Genomic DNA, 19853 nt, shown 5'->3' with positions numbered 1-19853 from the left:
AAATTTATCTTCTTTACGTTAGGATTGGTAATTCTACTTACTACTTTATTTTACCCTTTGTCATAAAAAAAGTTTACATATAAAATCTCAAACTATTTTTGTATTAAAGCCCTTCATATGAATTCTATAAAACTACTTTTCTCTCTTTCTCTATTTTTCATTTTTGTTTCTTCTTTACATGGACAGCAAATTCATGGAACTATCCGAAATAAACAAGGAGAAGTGATGCCTTTTGCTACGGTTTGGGTATCTAATCAGAATAAGGGAACCACAGCCAATGAAGATGGAAAATATTCGATTAAAACGGGAGTAGGCAAACACAATCTGGTCTTTCGTTTTTTAGGTCATAGTCCCAAGACATTTACCATCGAATTGGAATCAGGAACTTCAGATAAGTTATTGGATGTAGTTTTGGAAGAGCAGGCTGTGGCCTTAGTTGAAGTCAATGTAAGTGGTTTAAAGGAGGATCCTGCCATAGGTATTATGCGTCGAATGATTGCTATGGCGCCATTTCACTTAAAAGAATTAGATGCATATGAAGCTAAGGCTTATGTGAAGGGGTCAGGCAAGGTGACAGAGGTAAGTTCTTTGGTGAAAATGTTGGGAGGGAAAAAGATAGAAAAAGAAATGGGGGTGAAAGTGGGAAGTACATATGTGTTAGAGGGAATTAACCAAGTTAGTTATCAGAAACCGAATAGATTACAAGAAAAAGTCATTTCTAACCGAAATAATTTGCCTCCTGCCTTAAATCAAGGGTTGAATCTACGAGTGACCCAAACCAACTTTTATCGTCCTAAAGTATGGGTAAGCTTATGGTCGCCCTTTGGTCCCCAAGCATTTCAACTATATAAATTTGCCTATTTGGGCAGTTTTACGCAAGAAGGTATGACCATCAGTAAGATTCAGGTTCAGCCTAGAGCTAGTTATGACGACTTATTTGAAGGAACGGTACAAGTAGTAGAAGATACTTGGAGTATATATTCTTTTCAGCTGAGATTTAAGGATCCCAATGGATCTTATGGGTTTACGCAACAAAATGCTTTGTTTCAAGGTGTTTGGATGCCCATTCAATATGATTCTCAAGTCAATTTTGATGCCTTCGGGATTAAAGCCAACTTTAGATACATCACACAAATAAAGCAGTATCAGATCAAAGTAAATCCTGCCTTTGTCGTTAAACCTGCCATCATTGAAGAGCGATTGAATAAGGAATTAGCTAAGGAAATAAATAGAGAAAAGGTAAAAGATCCCAAAATGGCTTTGGGTAAAGAGCTGACCAGGAAGAAGTTAAAAGAAGTATTGAAGGAAGTAGACAAATTAGAGAAAAAGGAGAATTTAGCTAAAATGGATGGTTTGACTTCTGATTATACGTTTGAAGTGGATTCCATGTCAAGAAATAAGTCGGAAAGTTTTTGGGAAGAAGAACGTCAGGTACCTTTAACGGAGGGGGAAAAGGTCGGGTACAAAGAAGCGGATAGTTTATGGATTGCTGGTGCCGATAAGAGAAGAAAAGATTCTATCAACGCATTGCCTAAATTCCAATTTGGGCATTTGATTTATGGAAAATATTACAATTATGAAAAGAACTCCATCGGTAAAAGCCTGAATTTAAGTTCATTTGGAGGAGGTTTTAATGCCGTAGATGGCTTTTATGTAGACCGAAGTTTAGTGTATAGGAATCGCTATGGAAGGAATAATTATTTGGCCTTGGGTGCCAATGTTCGGTATGCTATTGCTCGTCATGCCTGGAATGGAGATGTGTATCTGGAGCGAAATTTTGATGAAAATCGCCAATATTTGAAAGCAGAGATAGGGAGTAATGTATTTCAAATAAATCGGAGTAATCCGATTTCACCCTTTTTGAATACCCTGTATGCTGTAATTTTATCAGAAAATTATGTCAACCTATTTCAAAAAAATTATGTAAATCTAAATTACCAATACCAATTCACTCCGAGTCTTCGGTTTTTATCTTTGATTGAATTTAGAAATAGAGAAATGTTGAATAATTCGGTTGAGCATGGCTGGTTGAATCAAGATAAGGTTTTTGAACCCAATATGCCAGTAAATGAGGCTTGGGGCAATCAAATTCCGAATAGAGGAAATCAAGTAGCGGGTTCAATAGGTTTTCGATGGCAACCCAAAGCCTCATGGAATCGATTTAATGGAGTTCGGCGAATTAATAATAATGAAGGCCCTTCCTTTAATTTCATATATGCATTTGGAACAGGTGATGATCAATTTCAGCGCTTGAATTTAGATTATAGCCAATTCATCAATTTGGCACGTTTAGGTACATTGAATCTTCAATTGAATTATACTACTTATTTACAAAAGGCGACTAATTTTCTAGATTATACACATTTTAATGGCAATCAAACGATGTTTATTAGTGCCAATGAGCAATCGTTTCGAGCTTTACCCTATTATGCTTTTAGTACCACAGATAATCATATTAAACTGCATGCGAAGTGGGAACCAAGGAAATTGTTGTTGAGCCAATGGAATGTATTGACGCAATACGGTATCCGAGAATATGTGGTTTATAACCGACTTCACATGTTACAAGGGGTTAATCAAGGTTCGTATCAAGAGTTCGTTTATGGTATTTCGGGCATTGGTAAATTTCTGGGTTTAGAGCTAGCCTATCCCGTGGGTAATTGGGTTCCTGAGCGTTTCAAGCTATTGCTTAGATTTCCATTTTAGTTGTTTTATACGCCAAAATTCTTATTTTTGTAACAAATTTTTTTGGAATAATCTAAAACACACTTTATGGATTCAATTGTTTACTTAGTTCCTGCTTTTGGAATAGTAGGATTGTTGTACACGGCTTGGAAGTTTAGCTGGGTATCGAAGCAAGATGCTGGAAATGACACAATGAAAGAGCTTTCAGGTTATATTGCAGATGGTGCAATCGCCTTTTTGAAAGCAGAATGGAAAATATTAGCCTATTTCGCAATCCCCACTGCGATATTATTGGCATGGTTAGGAAATCAGGAAGGACCTGGATTTCACTCTTCACCACTTATTGCGGTTGCCTTTTTGATTGGAGCCATATTTTCTGCTACAGCAGGTTATATTGGTATGATCGTAGCAACCAAAGCCAATGTTCGTACAGCGGAAGCTGCGAGAACTTCCTTAGCTAAAGCATTATCTGTTTCATTTACTGGAGGTTCGGTGATGGGAATGGGTGTAGCTGGTTTAGCTATCTTAGGATTAGGCGGTTTATTCATTACCTTCTATCAGATTTTTGCTCAGGGTCAAGCTTTAACATCCAATGAGATGAAAACAGCCATTGAGGTATTAGCTGGTTTTTCTTTAGGTGCAGAATCAATTGCTTTATTTGCTCGTGTGGGTGGTGGAATTTACACCAAAGCAGCCGATGTAGGAGCTGATTTAGTTGGAAAAGTAGAAGCAGGTATTCCTGAAGATGATGTGCGTAATCCTGCCACTATTGCTGATAACGTGGGTGACAATGTGGGTGACGTAGCTGGTATGGGAGCTGACTTGTTCGGATCTTATGTGGCCACTATCTTGGCAACAATGGTGTTAGGTCAGGAAATAGAAGTTAGTGATAACTATGGAGGCTTCTCCCCTGTTTTATTGCCGATGTTGATTGCTGGTGTAGGCTTATTAGCTTCATTGGTTTCTACTTTCTTTGTTCGTATTAAAAATGAAACGGATTCGGTTCAAAATGCCTTGAATACAGGCAATTACTTATCGATTGCAATCACGTTCATTACTTCCTATTTTTTAGTGAAGAATATTTTACCAGAATCCTTGGTTTTACGTGGATTTAGTTTTACTGCCATGGATGTATTCTATTCCATTATTGTAGGTCTTATTGTAGGTACATTGATGTCTATCATCACGGAATACTACACGGCTATGGGAAAACGTCCAGTGGATTCAATCGTACAGAAATCAGGTACTGGACATGCGACAAACATCATTGGTGGTTTAGCTGTAGGTATGGAGTCAACGGTATTGCCTATTTTGGTTTTAGCTGCTGGTATTTACTTCTCCTATTTCTTTGCTGGAATTTATGGAGTTTCTATTGCTGCGGCAGGTATGATGGCTACAACAGCTATGCAATTGGCTATTGATGCATTTGGACCCATTGCTGATAATGCGGGTGGTATTGCAGAAATGGCTCAATTACCAGCTGAAGTTCGTGAGCGTACAGATAATTTAGATGCGGTTGGTAATACAACAGCAGCCACAGGTAAAGGATTTGCAATCGCTTCTGCGGCATTAACTTCATTAGCTCTATTTGGTGCATTTGTAGGTATTTCAGGTATTACACAAATAGACATCTATAAAGCGGATGTATTAGCTGGTTTATTTGTAGGTGGTATGATACCCTTTATTTTCTCTGCATTATGTATTTCAGCAGTAGGAAAAGCAGCTATGGAAATGGTGAATGAGGTTCGTCGTCAGTTCCGTGAAATTCCAGGTATTATGGAATATAAAGCCAAGCCAGAATATGAAAAATGTGTAGCTATCTCAACAGAAGCTTCGATTCGTCAGATGATGTTACCTGGAGCCATTGCTTTATCGGTACCAGTTATTGTTGGCTTTATCATGGGACCAGAAGTTTTGGGTGGTTTATTAGCGGGTGTTACGGTTTCAGGTGTGTTGATGGGTATATTCCAATCTAACGCAGGTGGAGCTTGGGACAATGCAAAAAAATCATTTGAAAAAGGTGTTTTAATTGATGGAGTGACTTATAAAAAAGGATCTGAGCCACACAAAGCAGCGGTGACGGGAGATACTGTAGGTGATCCATTCAAAGATACTTCAGGACCATCTATGAATATTTTGATTAAATTAATGTCGATCGTTTCGTTAGTTATTGCTCCTTATATAGCAAAAACAGATGGCAAAGTTTCTCACGTTGAGAAGGCTCCTATCGTCATGAAGATTGTGGCAAAGAAATAGTTTGAATTTGGTTTTATGTGAAAAGGTCAATCCTGTTGGGTTGACCTTTTTTAGTGATTAGCGTTTAGAATTAGAAATTAGATTTTTGGAAAGAGAATCACGTCGTTCAGCTCAGCGGAATTCGCTTTTCGCTTCGCTCAAGCTCCGTTTCAACCTTTCGTTGGGATTAACCTAGAAATGTAGAATGTAGAATTTTCTTAAGAAAGAGAGTTCCGTCGTCCAGCTCCAGCGAAATGTGATGAACGCAGCGGTAGACGAGGTTTTGACCTCAGCATAGGTGATGCGCGTCGGCGTCAAAAATATAGGCGATAGCGGAGAGAATCACGGTTCCGCAAAGCGGAATTCGCCTTGGCTGGACGACAAAAAAGAAGTTTTTTTGTTTCTTTTTTTTCAAAAAAAGAAAATCCTAGTGAAATGATGAAACAATAAAGGTTTGGCTTATTTTGTTTCCTTTTATCATTAACATTATTGGAATACTACTTTTCATGGTGTTTCTTTTTTTTCATAAAAAAAGAAACAAAAAAAACAGCAGGAGTACGGTTAATCCAAGACGAATTCTGCTCCGCAGAACCGATTGTCTCTCCGCTTACGGCTTTAATCTTTGACGCTTTCACACATGGCCTATGCGCAGGGTCAAATATCCGCCTTCCGCTTCGCTCAAGCTACGTTCCAATCTTTCGTTGGGATTAACCTAATTTTTCATTCTAAACACTAATCCCTAATAACTAAAAAAGCCCTCCAATTGGAGGGCTTTTTTGAATCTCTATCAGAAAGATATTCCTAGAATTAAGCAGTTAATTTACCTCTTAATGCTCTTGGGATATCGATCGTTGCTACTGGATTGGACATTGGATTCAATATCTCACATCCTTTCACATCCAATTTGTTTACTTTAACTGTTTGTCCTAGGTCTAAACCAGAAATATCAGCAGTAACAAAATCAGGAATGTTTTCAGCTAATCCTTTCAAAGTCACTTTACGTAACTTTTGGATCATTTTACCCCCTTTAATAACACCAGGAGAGTTACCAATAATTTTGATAGGTACATCGATCTTAATAGGCTTGTTATCAACAATTTCTAAAAAGTCAACGTGTAATATCATTTCATTTACTGGGTGAAACTGCGCATCTTGTAAAATAGCGCGGTATTGATCACCTTCAATGTTCAATGCTACTTCGTAAACATCTGATGAGTAAAGTAAGTCACGGAAAAGGATCATTGGAACAGCAAAGTGAACCTGCTCTTTTCCACCATACAATACACAAGGAGCTAAAGCTTCAGTACGCAAATCTTTCGCGCCCTTACTTCCGAGATTCGCTCTTTTAAACCCTACAATCTCTAATTTTTTCATGTTGTTTTTGTTAAGTTCCCAGTCTGTCGCATCACGCTATCCCCTGAAAACGGTTGAAATTAATATTTAATAAATAATGAACTGATAGATTCGTGATCTCTAATTCTTCCGATCGCCTTGGCGAATAATTCCGAAACGGTAAGAACTTTAATTTTGGCGCATTCTTCTTTTAAAGGAATAGTATCTGTTACCACTAATTCCGTCAAAACAGAATTGGAGATATTGTCATAAGCCTTACCTGATAAAACAGGGTGGGTAACAATAGCTCTCACCGATTTTGCGCCTTTGTCCATGATCAATTGAGCGGCTTTACACATGGTACCACCGGTATCAATTAAGTCATCTACTAATATTACATTAGCCCCTTCTACATCTCCAATTAATTGCATGGAAGCAATTTCATTGGCACGCTTTCTGTGTTTGTCGCAAATAACCATGTTGGCATTGAAAAACTTAGCCATATTTCTTGTTCTAACTACTCCACCCACATCTGGAGAGGCAAAAGTTAGATTTTCAAGTCCTAAGGATTTCAAATAAGGGATAAAAATAGCCGTACCTTCCAAATGGTCCACTGGAAAATCCATGAAACCTTGAATTTGACCGGCATGTAAGTCAATCGTCATTAAACGATCAGCTCCAGCGGCAGTCAACAGGTTGGCAATCAATTTAGCTCCTATACCTACCCTTGGACGATCTTTACGATCTTGACGAGAATATCCAAAATAAGGAATAACTGCGGTAACATAGTGTGCAGAAGCTCTTCGGGCAGCATCAATCATCAATAATAATTCCATTAGATTATCAGCCGAAGGGAATGTAGATTGAATGATGAATACATCACAACCACGAACTGACTCATCAAAACTTGGAGACATTTCTCCATCTGAAAAGCGCAATGTGGTGGCTGCACCCAAATCTTTTCCATAGTATTTAGCAATTTCTTTGGCCAAATAATTGGACGCTGAACCTGAAAATATTTTTACTGCATTTATCGCTGCCATTTAGAAAAATTAAGGAACAATGGTTGGTTTATCTGAAATAAGGCGCAAAACTAGTGAATTTTGCGCCCTTTTACAATTTTATACTTATTTAATCGAAGCACGAATGATATTCAATGCTCCACCGGCTTTAAACCATTCGATTTGCTGCGCATTGTACGTGTGGTTAACAGGGAAACTATCTGTGCTTCCATCTACATGGGTTAATTCAATAGTCAATGGCTTTTCAGGAGCAAAATCTTTTAATCCAAGGATATTGATACTATCATCTTCTTGAATTTTGTCATAATCCGCTTCATTGGTAAATGTTAAAGCTAACATACCTTGCTTCTTCAAGTTGGTTTCGTGAATACGGGCAAAAGATTTTACTAATACTGCACGAACTCCTAAATGGCGTGGTTCCATGGCAGCATGCTCACGAGAAGAACCTTCGCCATAATTAGTATCACCTACTACAATTGTACCAATACCTGCTGCTTTATAAGCACGTTGAGTATCAGGTACTGCACCATAAACACCTGTTAATTGGTTTTTGACATTATCTGTTTTTTCATTGAAGAAATTCACAGCACCAATCAACATATTGTTAGAGATATTGTCTAAGTGTCCACGGTATTTTAACCAAGGACCAGCCATGGAAATATGGTCTGTAGTACACTTACCTTTTGCTTTAATCAATAATTTTAAACCTTTCAAATCGGTTCCTTCCCAAGCTGAGAAGGGAGCTAATAATTGAAGACGATCTGAAGTAAGGGCCACTTTTACTTGGACACCTGAACCATCTTCAGCTGGAGCTTGATATCCTGCATCTTCTACAGCGAAACCTAGCTTTGGTAATTCATCTCCTGTTGGAGCCTCCAATTTCACTTGTTCTCCTTTTTCGTTGGTCAACGTATCTGTTAAAGGATTGAATGTCAAATCACCAGCAATAGCTAAAGCGGTAACAATTTCTGGTGAAGCTACAAAAGCGTAGGTATTGGGATTACCATCAGCACGTTTGGCAAAGTTTCTGTTAAATGAGTGAACAATGGTGTTCTTTTCTCCTTTTTCAGCACCTGGACGAGCCCATTGACCAATACATGGTCCACAAGCATTCGAAAATACAGTAGCACCAATGGAATCAAATGTTGAGATAAAACCATCTCTTTCGATCGTGTAACGTACTTGCTCAGATCCTGGAGTAATGGTAAACTGTGCTTTGGTTTTTAAGCCTTTAGCGGCTACTTGTTTGGCTAAAGAAGCAGCGCGAGCAATATCTTCATAAGAAGAGTTGGTACATGAACCAATCAAACCAACCTCCACTTTCGTAGGCCAGTTGTTTTTGATAGCTAATTCTTTCAATTTAGAAATAGGCGTAGCTAAATCTGGCGTAAATGGACCATTTACGTGTGGTTCCAATGTATCCAAATCAATTTCAATTACCTGATCAAAATAAGCTTCAGGATTTGCATAAACTTCTGAATCGGCCGTTAAATGCTCGCGAATGCCGTTGGCTAAGGCAGCTACATCGGCTCTTCCTGTAGACTCTAAATAACGAGCCATAGAATCATCGTAACCAAAAGTAGAAGTGGTTGCACCAATTTCTGCTCCCATGTTACAAATAGTTCCTTTACCCGTACATGACATTGAAGTAGCACCTTCTCCAAAATATTCAACCACACAACCAGTACCACCTTTAACAGTTAAAATTCCAGCAACTTTTAAGATAACATCTTTAGCTGAAGTCCAACCGTTTAATTTTCCTTTTAATTTAACACCAATCAACTTAGGGAATTTCAATTCCCAAGCTAAACCAGCCATGACATCACAAGCATCGGCACCACCAACACCAATCGCAATCATACCCAAACCACCCGCATTTACTGTGTGCGAGTCAGTACCAATCATCATTCCACCAGGGAAAGCATAGTTTTCTAAAACGACTTGGTGAATAATACCAGCTCCTGGTTTCCAGAAACCAATACCGTATTTATCTGAAACAGATGATAAGAAATCATACACTTCTTTATTCTTGTCAACTGCCACTTTTAGGTCAGTGGTAGAAGCTACTTTAGCTTCAATTAAGTGATCACAGTGTACGGTTGAAGGTACGGCAACTTGCGGACGACCAGCTTGCATAAATTGCAATAAGGCCATTTGAGCCGTAGCATCTTGCATAGCAACACGGTCTGGTGCAAAGTCCACATAGGAACCTCCACGTGTAAATGTGGTGGAAGGAGTACCTTCCCACAAGTGACTATAAAGAATTTTTTCCGTTAATGTAAGCGGTTTTCCTGTCAATGCACGTGCTGCGGCAATTCTAGCCGGCATGCGGTCATAGACAGCTTTAATCATTTCAATATCAAAGGCCATGAGTCAATGTTGGTTTTAATAAATTGTTCATAAAATTAATAGATTACCGCCACCTTTTTGCCACTTTTTGTAAATATCATTTCCTTTGCAGCAGTTTTTTGTGAATTTTACATTTGAATTTACTTTTTATCGATTAATTTCTCCTTGTTAAAACCATTGTTAAGCCCAATTTGAGATTTAAGCGGATTTCTTCTTTTTGTTTTCTTCTGGTTTTTTCTGGAAGCTTTTTTGCCTTCGGTCAAAAAAGCAATTCTATGGATACCTTAATCACGAGAGCCTTGGAATTGGCGCCACAACACAGTGCATTGATGGGACATTTTTCTGCTGAAGTTATTACCAAAGAAAAAGGCCGTTTTAATCAGGTTATTGGCTTAGCCAAAAATCGATTGAAAAAAAACGAAGGGATACAGGAAGGCCAATGGTATGGAAATCAAACTCATGTTAAAGTTTATGTGAAAAGTTTGAATCAAATGATTCATGAAATCATTGATGTAAAAGGCTTTCAAAAAAAATACCCTAGGCCTACCCTATTTTTCTGGCCCGATTTTTATCAAGATTTCATTGGTACGAACTGTGTTTCCCCGCTCAACTATCAAGGGCGAGAGTATTATTCATATGTATACAAGGGTGACACCTTAGTTAGTGGACAAAAGGGCTTTCAATTTGAAGTTCGACCAAGCTCCACTGGGGATCGTTTGTTTACAGGTAAATTAACATTAAGTAATACTGGGTGGATTATTCGATGGGAAGCTCAAGTTGAATCCGATGCTTTACTGTATCATATGGATTTACAACATCAATGGGTTAATCAAGCCTGGTTACCTAAATCGGCTTATTTTACCTTGGCAGGTGGACTCATGGGTAATTACGGGGAATTCATATTACAAGAAGAAGTGCAACAGACTCCTCAGAGTTGGAAAGCAGAACCGGGGTTTCACATTCCCAATCAATCTCAAGAGCGATTAAATATTGCTGAAATTGGGTTTGATGAAGTATTTGCCACCCAATTATTGGGTAATTTTCATCAGTCATTGTTGAGAAAATGGAAGTCGCGCCCTCAAAGTGGTCTGATTACCATGGATTCTGTGCGCTATGTCCAGCGTGAAGAAATCAAGCACAATACGCAAGAAGATCATTTTTTTCAAGGTTCCATGACTTCCAATTTGTTGGAGGCGTCTATTGATACTTTACGAAAAAGCCCATTTTCATTGAATCAATTGCTTTTTTCCAAGTCGTTTTACTATGGCCCCCGTCAAAAGGATTTTTATCCATTTGAAATTTATTATAAATCACCTGTATTTGATTCCAACTTTAATACGGTGGAAGGATTTGTGGCTAATGCTGGTTTAGTATTTAGAAAACGCTGGGCAAGGTATCGTTTTCTAGAGGCAGAATTTTTGGGTAGACGGTCGTTTGGGTTGAATAGAAATACAGGTTATGTGAAATTGAGATATAAAACGGATTCCTTTGATATTTCTTTAGCCCAAGGAGATTTTGTTCAACAATTGAATCCCGATAATTCCATTTCTCCTGAGATGAACTCCCTTTCAACACTTTTGTTGAAAAATAATCAAATGAAAATCTATCGGAAGGAATTTTGGAATTTGGCTTTAATCAAGCGTTTTTCCTCTAAGTTCTTCCTCAAAAGTAGTCTTGAATGGTCTAGGAGAAGTCAGATGGATAATACTACGGATTACTATTGGTTCAATTACCTGAATCGGAAATTCACGTCTAATAATCCTCAAAATGAGGAATATACTCAAGATGGGTTTCAGACACACCAAGCTTTTATCAGTCAATTAACGGTAGGATTTAGACCCTTTTTAACCCAATATTACCGCAACCATATTCGTGAAAGTGAATGGGGATCCTCACCTCTCATTTTATTTAAATACCGAGCAGGATGGAAAGGTGTGGCTGAATCTAGTGCCCAATTTAACATGATAGAGCTTTCTTATTTACAAAATATGGCACTTTCTCCTTGGATAAAAACAGGCTTTATCATCAATGCCGGTACATTCATCGGCGATGCCCCTAGTTATTTTATTGATTTTAAGCATTATAACGGAACCATGAACTTGGTACAGGCCGGCGAAATGTTAGCTTCTCATCGTTTGGTTGGTTACTACCAAAATTTCACTTCAGGAGCTAATCAGCGTCTGAATGTAAACCATTATGCCTACAGCACAGCAGGTACTTATATTGAAGGATTATCCTTGTTTCAATTCTCAAACTTGTGGTTGAAACCCATATTAGGAATGAAAAAATCCTATGTGAAAGAATTATTGATAGCTAATACCGTTTACATTAAAAATCAAAAACTTTTATATTCAGAAGTCGGTTATGGATTGGATGGTCTATTAAAAATATTTCGTTTAGAGGCTATTGCTAGCTTTATCAATGGCCAATTTAATTATGTTGGATTACGCTTAAATCTCAATTCAAGAATTCGGATAGGGAATCTCCCGGATTAATTGAACAAATAGATTTTTTTTCAATGCTTCTGTATCATTCGCTAGAAATTCATTTTAAGCAAGTATATTTGAGGTCATTTTTTAGTTTACATTATTCAATTTAATAGAATGGCAAAAAATTTGGTCATCGTGGAGTCGCCTGCAAAAGCTAAAACCATCGAAGGGTATTTGGGTAAAGATTTTGTGGTGAAATCTTCGTTTGGTCACGTGAGGGATCTTCCTGTCAAGGGCGATAAGGCGATTGATATAGAACATGATTTTACGCCAACGTATGTGATTTCACCGGATAAAACCAAGGTGATTTCGGAATTGAAAAGTTTAGCTAAATCTTCTGAAGAAGTTTGGTTAGCGACTGACGACGACCGTGAGGGAGAATCCATTTCTTGGCATTTAAAAGAAGCTTTAGGTTTAAAAGACGATACCAAAAGGATTGTTTTTAGAGAAATCACGAAATCGGCTATTCAAAATGCCATTTTGACTCCACGTAAAATTGATATGGATTTGGTGAATGCTCAACAGGCTCGTCGAATCATGGATCGTTTAATCGGATTTGAATTATCTCCTGTTCTTTGGTCAAAAGTGCAAAAAGGACTATCTGCAGGACGCGTACAATCCGTAGCTGTTCGCTTGATTGTTGAAAGGGAAAAAGAAATTGAAAAACACGAAAGCGTTGGAACCTACAAAATTTCCGCCTTATTCAATTTACCTGGTAAAAAAGTATTAAAAGCGGAATTACCCAAGAATTTTGCAACCGAAGAAGAGGCTGTAACCTTCTTAAAGAAGTGTGTTGGAGCCAATTTTAGCATTAAAAATTTAGAAACTAAACCTGCTAAAAAATCACCTGCACCTCCATTTACGACCTCTACATTGCAGCAAGAAGCATCCAGAAAATTGGGTTATGCGGTAGCTACTACCATGCAAATTGCTCAAAAATTATATGAATCAGGACGGATATCCTACATGCGTACTGACTCAACCATGTTATCTCAGGAAGCTAGAGATAAGGCTAAGGCGGCTATTGAAGCAGCTTATGGAGCTAAATTTCATCATGCTCGCCAGTTTAAAACCAAGAGCGAAAGTGCACAAGAGGCTCACGAAGCCATTCGTCCTACTGATTTTGAAGTCAATTCTATATCAGGTGATGCGCGTGAAAAACGTTTATATGAGTTGATTTGGAAACGTGCCATTGCGTCTCAAATGTCTGAGGCTGTGATTGAACGTACTACAGCGCAAATTCAGATTTCCAGCACTTCGGAATTGTTGATCGCTCAAGGTGAAGTGGTTACTTTTGAGGGTTTCTTAAAGGCATATCTTGAAGGAAAAGATGAAGAAGAGGAGGATGAAAACAAAGATATGTTGCCTCCTTTATCCATAGGTCAAGTACTTGATTTGACTGAATTAAAGGCTCAGGAGCGTTTTTCTAGACCTGCAGCTCGTTATACAGAGGCTAGTTTGGTAAAAGCTTTGGAAGAAAAAGGAATTGGTAGACCTTCTACCTATGCTCCTACTATTTCGACGATCATTAAGCGTGCTTATGTTGTGAAAGAAGATCGGGCAGGAAAAGAGCGAGAGTTTCAAACCTGGATATTAAAGGATGATGAGATTGTTGGTCAAAAGAATACAGAGATTGTTGGAACGGAGAAAGCAAAATTATTCCCGACACATATTGGGACTTTGGTAACGGACTTTTTGGTAGAGAATTTTGAAGAAGTAGTGGATTATACTTTCACTGCTGAAATGGAAGATGAGTTTGACAATGTGGCGAAGGGCAAATTAGCTTGGACTCAATTGATGAAGAATTTTTATGGTTCTTTTCACCAAACCATTGAAGATAGTAAGTCTATTTCTCGTAGTTCTGTGGGTGGTGGAAGAGAATTAGGAGTAGATCCTGCTTCAGGAAAGAAAATATCCGTTCGTCTAGGCAAGTTTGGTCCTTTTGTTCAATTAGGGGAGTCCGGAGAAGAAGATAAACCCGTTTTTGCTAATCTTTCTAAAGATCAATCCATTTCAAATTTAACATTAGAAGAGGCTATTGCATTATTAGAACGTCCAAAATTACCACGTGAAGTGGGTATACATGAAGATAAACCATTGGTTATTGGTGCAGGAAAATTAGGGCCATACATTAAATATGATGGTAAATTCACTAGTTTGCCAGAGACAGAAGACCCTTTTACCTTGGATTTGGCAGGAGCTATGCGTGTTTTAGAATCAGCTCAGAAAGTAGCCGAGGCAGAAAGTTTAGGAACTTTTGAAAATGAATTAATTTCCACGGGGAAAGGTCGTTTTGGACCTTATGTTAAGCATGCTGGGAAATATTACTCCTTAGGTAAAACAGACAATTTAGCTACATTAAGTTCTGAAAGAGCTATTGAAATCATATTAGCTAAGCGAAATTTAGAAGCTAATAAATTTATCAAGGAATTTGCTGAAAACGACCAAGTGAAGATTGTCAATGGCATGTATGGTCCTTACATTCAGATTGGAAAACGTAATGTGAAGATTCCTAAGGATCAGAATCCTGCAGAACTAACTTTAGAACAATGTTTAGAGTTAGGCGAACAAGCACCAGCTCCTAAAAGGGGAAGAAAAAAGTAATATAAACAATTAATTATAGGGTATGAGTCAGATTATTGATGGCAAATTTGTTTCTGAAACAATGAAGGCCTCGATTGCCAAAGAAGTTCAGGATTTAGTATCAGCTGGTCAAAGAGCTCCACATTTAGTGGCCATTTTAGTTGGAAATAATGGAGCATCTGAAACTTATGTGGCTAATAAAGTTAAATCTTGTGAAGAATTAGGTTTCACTTCCACTCTCCTGCGTTTTGAACCTACTATCACGGAAGCTGAATTATTGGCAGCTGTTCAAGGAGTTAATGATAATCCAGATATGGATGGTTTGATTGTTCAATTACCTTTACCAGATCATATAAATCCAGATAAAGTGATGGAAACCATTCTTCCTTCCAAGGATGTCGATGGATTTCATCCCATTAACATAGGTAGAATGGCCAAAGGCTTACCTGCCTATATCTCAGCAACACCCCAAGGCGTATTGGATTTATTGGCTTATTACCATATTCAAACAGCAGGAAAGCATTGTGTGGTTGTGGGTCGTAGCCAGATTGTTGGTTTACCTATGTCCATTTTGATGCAAAGAAACCATCCTCAAGGAAACTGTACAGTAACCTTAACACATTCAAGAACGCCAAATTTGGAAGAAATTTGCGCCCAAGGTGACATAGTCATTGCTGCATTAGGTAAACCCGAGTTCATTAAAGCTGCATACATCAAAGAAGGTGCGGTGGTGATTGATGTTGGTTTAACCCGTGTAGAGGATGCCAGCAAAAAATCAGGCTTTGCATTGAAAGGTGATGTGGATTTTGCCGATGTAGCACCTAAATGTTCATACATTACTCCAGTACCTAAAGGTGTGGGTCCAATGACGATTGTATCATTAATGAAAAACACCTTACTAGCGGCCAAAGGAACAATTTATCCTAAAAACTAGAGGTACTTATAAGCGATGGTAATAGCGATGAAAGACTCCTAAAGGTAGTTTTTTGTCGCTATTGTCGTTTAAATAGAGCTCTCCCGATTCTGCCGAAGAAGGTACGTCAAATATGCCATTCATGAGATTTTCTACCACTAAAGTGGAGAATCCTAAGGAATACACATTACTCAACAATAGATGTTCTTCAGGGTCTAATATTTCTTTGACAGAAAGCAATAAATCTTCAATTTGTTCTTCTAAGACCCATTTTTCCCCATCAGGCCCCCTTCCATAGGCAGGTGGATCTAAGAGTATTCCTTGATAAAAATTACCTCTCCTAGCTTCTCTTTTAACAAATTTCAAGGCATCTTCCGCCATCCATCGGATTCCGTCTAGTTTTGAGACTTCCATATTTTCTCTAGCCCAAGATAACACAGGCTTGACAGAATCTACATGGGTCACTTCCGCTCCCATTTGTCGACAAACTAAACTAGCTCCCCCAGTATAAGCAAACAAGTTTAAAAATTTGGGACTAGGTCTTTGAAACAAAGGTATTTTGGCAGCTAAAAACTCCCAATTGGATGCTTGCTCTGGAAATAATCCCACATGTTTAAAAGAGGAAAGCGAAATTTTGAATGATAGGTTTAATCGTTCTGATTGGTATGGCATAAACCATTTGTCAGGAACTTTGCCTTTCACTTCCCACTGTCCACGCTCTTGGCTTCCTTTTTCTTTTTTAAAATGCGCATGACTCAGTTTTTGCCATTCTTGCTCGGATAGAGATTTAGCCCAAATAGCCTGCGGTTCAGGTCTTCTGACTGTGAATTCTCCAAATTTTTCCAGCTTTTCAAATCCACCTGAGTCGATTAACTGATAATTATCTCCCCAAAATTGAGGTGTTTCAATGGCAATGGATGTGGACTGCTTCAAAATTATTTCTGGATTTCTATCTTATTTAAATAATATACGGAACGGCGACCTTCTTCATTCGAAATAGTTTGGTACCCATTGGCTAAATAGTAAGGGCCAAACCAATAGTTCAACTCAGAACGGCTGCTCCTTCTAATTTTATCACCCTCATTTTCTGTGCTGATGTTTTGGATACTTTCACTTTCTGATTTCCCTTGATTTCTGATGGTCTTGGTAATGATTTGATTGTCTAAGTTAAAGGAAAGTACAATTTGATCTCCTTGGATGGAGGTTTTGATTTTTTGAATCAATTTGGGCTCTTTAAGATCTTTCATGTCGATGCAGTGATCCCAAAGTAAATCTCCTTTTTCATCCAATTCCACAATAACCGCATGGGTATAAACCCAACCATCAAACTGCTGTTGGTTACCATAATAATTGTATCCACGATAACCCCAAGGACTATAATAGCTAGAATAGGGAGAATATAAACCATAATATCCGTAGCCCCAGCGGTAAGGATTATACATCATGCTCCATGGTGAGTAAAAACCTCCTAGGCCCATCATAGAACCATATGGTCCAAAATTATTGTATTTGTAATCAGGATAAAATGCTTCTGCTACAACAATGTAATGATCGCCTTTTTTGATGATTTCGTGAATTAATAAACGATAATCCAATCGAAGGTCCTCGCCTTTGCTTTCCTTGTCTTTGATTTTCTTTTCTTGTTTTTCTTTCTGTTTAGGAGTTAAAAAATTAAAGAAATTGGAAAATTTAGTGAAACTGTGAAATTTTGATTGAAGCAATTCCCCATCTAAGTAAGAATTGAAATAGATACCTTGTGAACTTGGTCCTTTGGAAGATCCAATAGTGGTTTTATGACCATAAGTGCCCACTATTACTTGTAAAGAATCATTTAGTTGGGTAGACTTGGCATTCATCATGGCAAATTCTTCATTAGGATTCATGACAATTTGTCCAATTTGCCCTCCATCTTCATCAAAAGATTTAATGATCAACTGATAATTTTTAGCTCGATTTCCCACCGAAAAGGTCACATTAACCTGCTGTTGGATGGAATCTAAATCCATGGATTGGATTTCTGCTTGGCCTTTTACTACAGCAGGAAGAATACGTGTTTTACGTTCTTTCAAGTTTGTAAATAAAATGACGGGTTGATTATTGACGATACCTCCAATAAACAAGGATTCATTAAGGGCTTTGAAATTGGAAATTTCCATTCTATCCACTGAATAGATTTGGAACTTTTCAAAACTGCCTTTGGAGACATTGACGCGTACAATTTGATAGGAATTACTCTTGAATCGACTGAACAAAAGATTTAAGGATTTGCCATCAAAACTATGATTTACATAATCTAGACCATTATCAATCGTCCCTGAAGTGTACCAAACTTGTTCCAAATTGGTCGAGAATTTTTGAATACTAAATTCCTGCTTACCCAATTGATTTAGAATGATAACTCCTTGATTACCAATAGGAATGGTGAAAGATTCTAAGTCCTTTCCTCCAACTGGGAATTCAATTCTTTGCCCTATTTGGGCATTGGCTTGAAACAAAGTGGCTACCAAAAGGCAACCCAAAAATAGCTTGAATTGATGAAAACGTTTCATATATTTATTCTGTTAGGCTCATGATAATATCAAATTCAGGCTTGTCAACAGGTGTTACTGAAAGTCTAGATTGCTTCAATAAGGCCAGATTGCTCAAACGTTCATCTAATTTCATCTGTTTAAGGGTAACGGTTTTCGTAAATTTCCGTATAGGAATCAGTTCAACAACCACCCAGCGAGGATCTTCCGTGGTAGGATCAGGATAATGCTCCTTACTGACTTCGGCTAATCCGACCACTTCTAGGCCTTCATTGGAATGATAAAAATACACCCAATCGCCTTTTTTCATGGCCATCAAATTGTTTCTGGCTTGGTAATTTCTTACTCCATCCCAAACGGACTTTCCCTCTTTAACGAAATCTTCCCAAGAATATTTGAAAGGTTCTGATTTAACTAACCAATGATTCATATTATGGGAATTTAGGAAATTTAGAGAAATCTGGTTTTCTTTTTTCTAAGAAGGCATTTTTTCCTTCCTTGGCTTCATCCGATAAATAATATAATAAGGTAGCATTACCCGCTAATTCTTGAATACCTGCTTGTCCATCTAATTCGGCATTGAAGGATGATTTTAGCATGCGTAGCGCAATAGGACTTTTTTCTAATATCCGCTCACACCAGGAAATAGTAGTCGCTTCTAATTGATCCAATGGAACTACTTTATTCACTAAACCCATTTGTAAAGCTTCTTGAGCATCATATTGATCACATAAGTACCAAATTTCTCTTGCTTTCTTTTGTCCAACTACACGAGCCAAATAGGATGCTCCAAATCCTCCATCAAATGAACCGACGTTGGGTCCTGTTTGTCCAAAACGAGCATTATCTGCTGCAATGGATAAATCACAAACTACATGTAATACATGTCCACCTCCTATTGCCCAGCCTGCCACCATGGCTATTACTGGTTTTGGAATAGTTCTGATTTGTCTTTGTAAATCCAATACATTTAAACGAGGAACTAAATCTTGCCCCACATATCCTCCATCACCTCGTACACTTTGGTCACCACCTGAACAGAATGCTTTCCCTCCTTCGCCAGTTAATATGATAACACCAATGGTCGTATCTTGTCTCGCTAATTCCATCGCTTCCGACATTTCTTGTACCGTTTTAGGGGTAAAGGCATTATGTTTGTGTGGACGATTGATGGAAATTTTGGCGATTCCATTGTATTGTTGAAACAGAATTTCTTCGTACTCCTTAATCGCTTTCCAGGGAAAATTTGATGTCATTGTTTATTCGTTTTCTTGGTTATAAATCACATCCCAGGTATGGTCTGCTAATAATGTTACTTTGGCTAAAAATCGACTATACTTAAATGAACGCCCCCATTCATGTGGAGCCACTAAAGATAATAAATCCGTTCCATTCTCCTTTTCATATAGATAATACGTTTCACTAATAATAGGTTCAAAACCCATTGCCGCATCATAAATACGCTCCGAAATCTCTTTTCTTTCGGCTAATAATTTAGCTTGTTTAGCCAACACTTCCATTTGTTCATAGAGCAGATTCATTTGTCGATCCGTCTGCTGCCGCATGGCTTTCACCGACCGACCTTTTGCCTTACCCATATCTTCCGGCTTAATTACAGCAGAACCTGCTGTATGTGCATATGGCAAAAGCCCTGGGTTTTGGGCTACTTTTTCTGGATTAATGGGATTTAAGAAAGGATCCTCGGACATGCTCAATT

The 19853-nt window shown here is 38.1% G+C and carries 13 protein-coding genes; 5 read left to right on the top strand and 8 right to left on the bottom strand.

What is annotated here, in order from left to right:
* Nucleotides 1-117 precede the first annotated feature (117 nt).
* Nucleotides 118-2706: a DUF5686 and carboxypeptidase regulatory-like domain-containing protein gene (locus tag EWU23_RS01990; RefSeq protein ID WP_166228286.1), complete on the top strand. Its 2589-nt coding sequence runs from the start codon at nucleotides 118-120 to the stop codon at nucleotides 2704-2706.
* 66 nt (nucleotides 2707-2772) lie between these two features.
* Complete coding sequence (locus tag EWU23_RS01985; protein ID WP_166228284.1) at nucleotides 2773-4941, top strand: sodium-translocating pyrophosphatase; 2169 nt, start codon at nucleotides 2773-2775, stop codon at nucleotides 4939-4941.
* 786 nt (nucleotides 4942-5727) lie between these two features.
* On the opposite strand, the gene EWU23_RS01980 is transcribed toward EWU23_RS01985, so the two are convergent.
* From EWU23_RS01980 to EWU23_RS01970, 3 genes are all read right to left on the bottom strand, one after another.
* Nucleotides 5728-6294, bottom strand: a complete 567-nt coding sequence (locus tag EWU23_RS01980) for a 50S ribosomal protein L25/general stress protein Ctc (protein ID WP_166228281.1) — start codon at nucleotides 6292-6294, stop codon at nucleotides 5728-5730.
* Nucleotides 6295-6353: 59 nt separating this feature from the next.
* Complete coding sequence (locus EWU23_RS01975) at nucleotides 6354-7295, bottom strand: ribose-phosphate pyrophosphokinase (RefSeq protein ID WP_166228279.1); 942 nt, start codon at nucleotides 7293-7295, stop codon at nucleotides 6354-6356.
* Between the two features lie 84 nt (nucleotides 7296-7379).
* Nucleotides 7380-9644 (bottom strand): aconitate hydratase, encoded by a 2265-nt coding sequence (locus EWU23_RS01970; RefSeq protein WP_166228277.1) that lies wholly within the window; start codon nucleotides 9642-9644, stop codon nucleotides 7380-7382.
* 254 nt (nucleotides 9645-9898) lie between these two features.
* Between EWU23_RS01970 and EWU23_RS01965 the strand changes: the two genes are divergently transcribed.
* From EWU23_RS01965 to EWU23_RS01955, 3 genes are all read left to right on the top strand, one after another.
* Nucleotides 9899-12118: a DUF5686 family protein gene (locus EWU23_RS01965; RefSeq protein WP_166228275.1), complete on the top strand. Its 2220-nt coding sequence runs from the start codon at nucleotides 9899-9901 to the stop codon at nucleotides 12116-12118.
* Between the two features lie 108 nt (nucleotides 12119-12226).
* A complete protein-coding gene (topA, locus tag EWU23_RS01960) occupies nucleotides 12227-14716 on the top strand; it encodes a type I DNA topoisomerase (RefSeq protein ID WP_166228272.1) in 2490 nt (829 codons plus the stop codon).
* Nucleotides 14717-14738: 22 nt separating this feature from the next.
* Complete coding sequence (locus EWU23_RS01955) at nucleotides 14739-15629, top strand: bifunctional 5,10-methylenetetrahydrofolate dehydrogenase/5,10-methenyltetrahydrofolate cyclohydrolase (RefSeq protein WP_166228270.1); 891 nt, start codon at nucleotides 14739-14741, stop codon at nucleotides 15627-15629.
* A gap of 6 nt (nucleotides 15630-15635) precedes the next feature.
* On the opposite strand, the gene EWU23_RS01950 is transcribed toward EWU23_RS01955, so the two are convergent.
* From EWU23_RS01950 to EWU23_RS01930, 5 genes are read right to left on the bottom strand one after another with little or no spacing between them, the layout of a single operon-like run.
* A complete protein-coding gene (locus EWU23_RS01950) occupies nucleotides 15636-16541 on the bottom strand; it encodes a class I SAM-dependent methyltransferase (protein WP_205753050.1) in 906 nt (301 codons plus the stop codon).
* Between the two features lie 2 nt (nucleotides 16542-16543).
* A complete protein-coding gene (locus tag EWU23_RS01945) occupies nucleotides 16544-18157 on the bottom strand; it encodes a hypothetical protein (RefSeq protein WP_166228268.1) in 1614 nt (537 codons plus the stop codon).
* A gap of 4 nt (nucleotides 18158-18161) precedes the next feature.
* Complete coding sequence (locus EWU23_RS01940; protein ID WP_166228266.1) at nucleotides 18162-18566, bottom strand: EVE domain-containing protein; 405 nt, start codon at nucleotides 18564-18566, stop codon at nucleotides 18162-18164.
* Between the two features lies 1 nt (nucleotide 18567).
* Entirely contained in the window at nucleotides 18568-19392 is an 825-nt protein-coding gene (gene menB / locus EWU23_RS01935; protein ID WP_166228264.1) for a 1,4-dihydroxy-2-naphthoyl-CoA synthase, read from the bottom strand.
* A gap of 3 nt (nucleotides 19393-19395) precedes the next feature.
* On the bottom strand, nucleotides 19396-19845 hold the full coding sequence (locus tag EWU23_RS01930; RefSeq protein ID WP_166228262.1) for a DUF2452 domain-containing protein: 450 nt from the start codon (nucleotides 19843-19845) through the stop codon (nucleotides 19396-19398).
* Nucleotides 19846-19853 lie beyond the last annotated feature (8 nt).

This window comes from Aquirufa beregesia (genome assembly GCF_011090385.1).
Classification (GTDB): domain Bacteria; phylum Bacteroidota; class Bacteroidia; order Cytophagales; family Spirosomataceae; genus Aquirufa; species Aquirufa beregesia.
The sequence above is the reverse complement of the archived record's forward strand: the minus strand, read 5'-3'. Positions and strand labels throughout refer to the sequence as shown.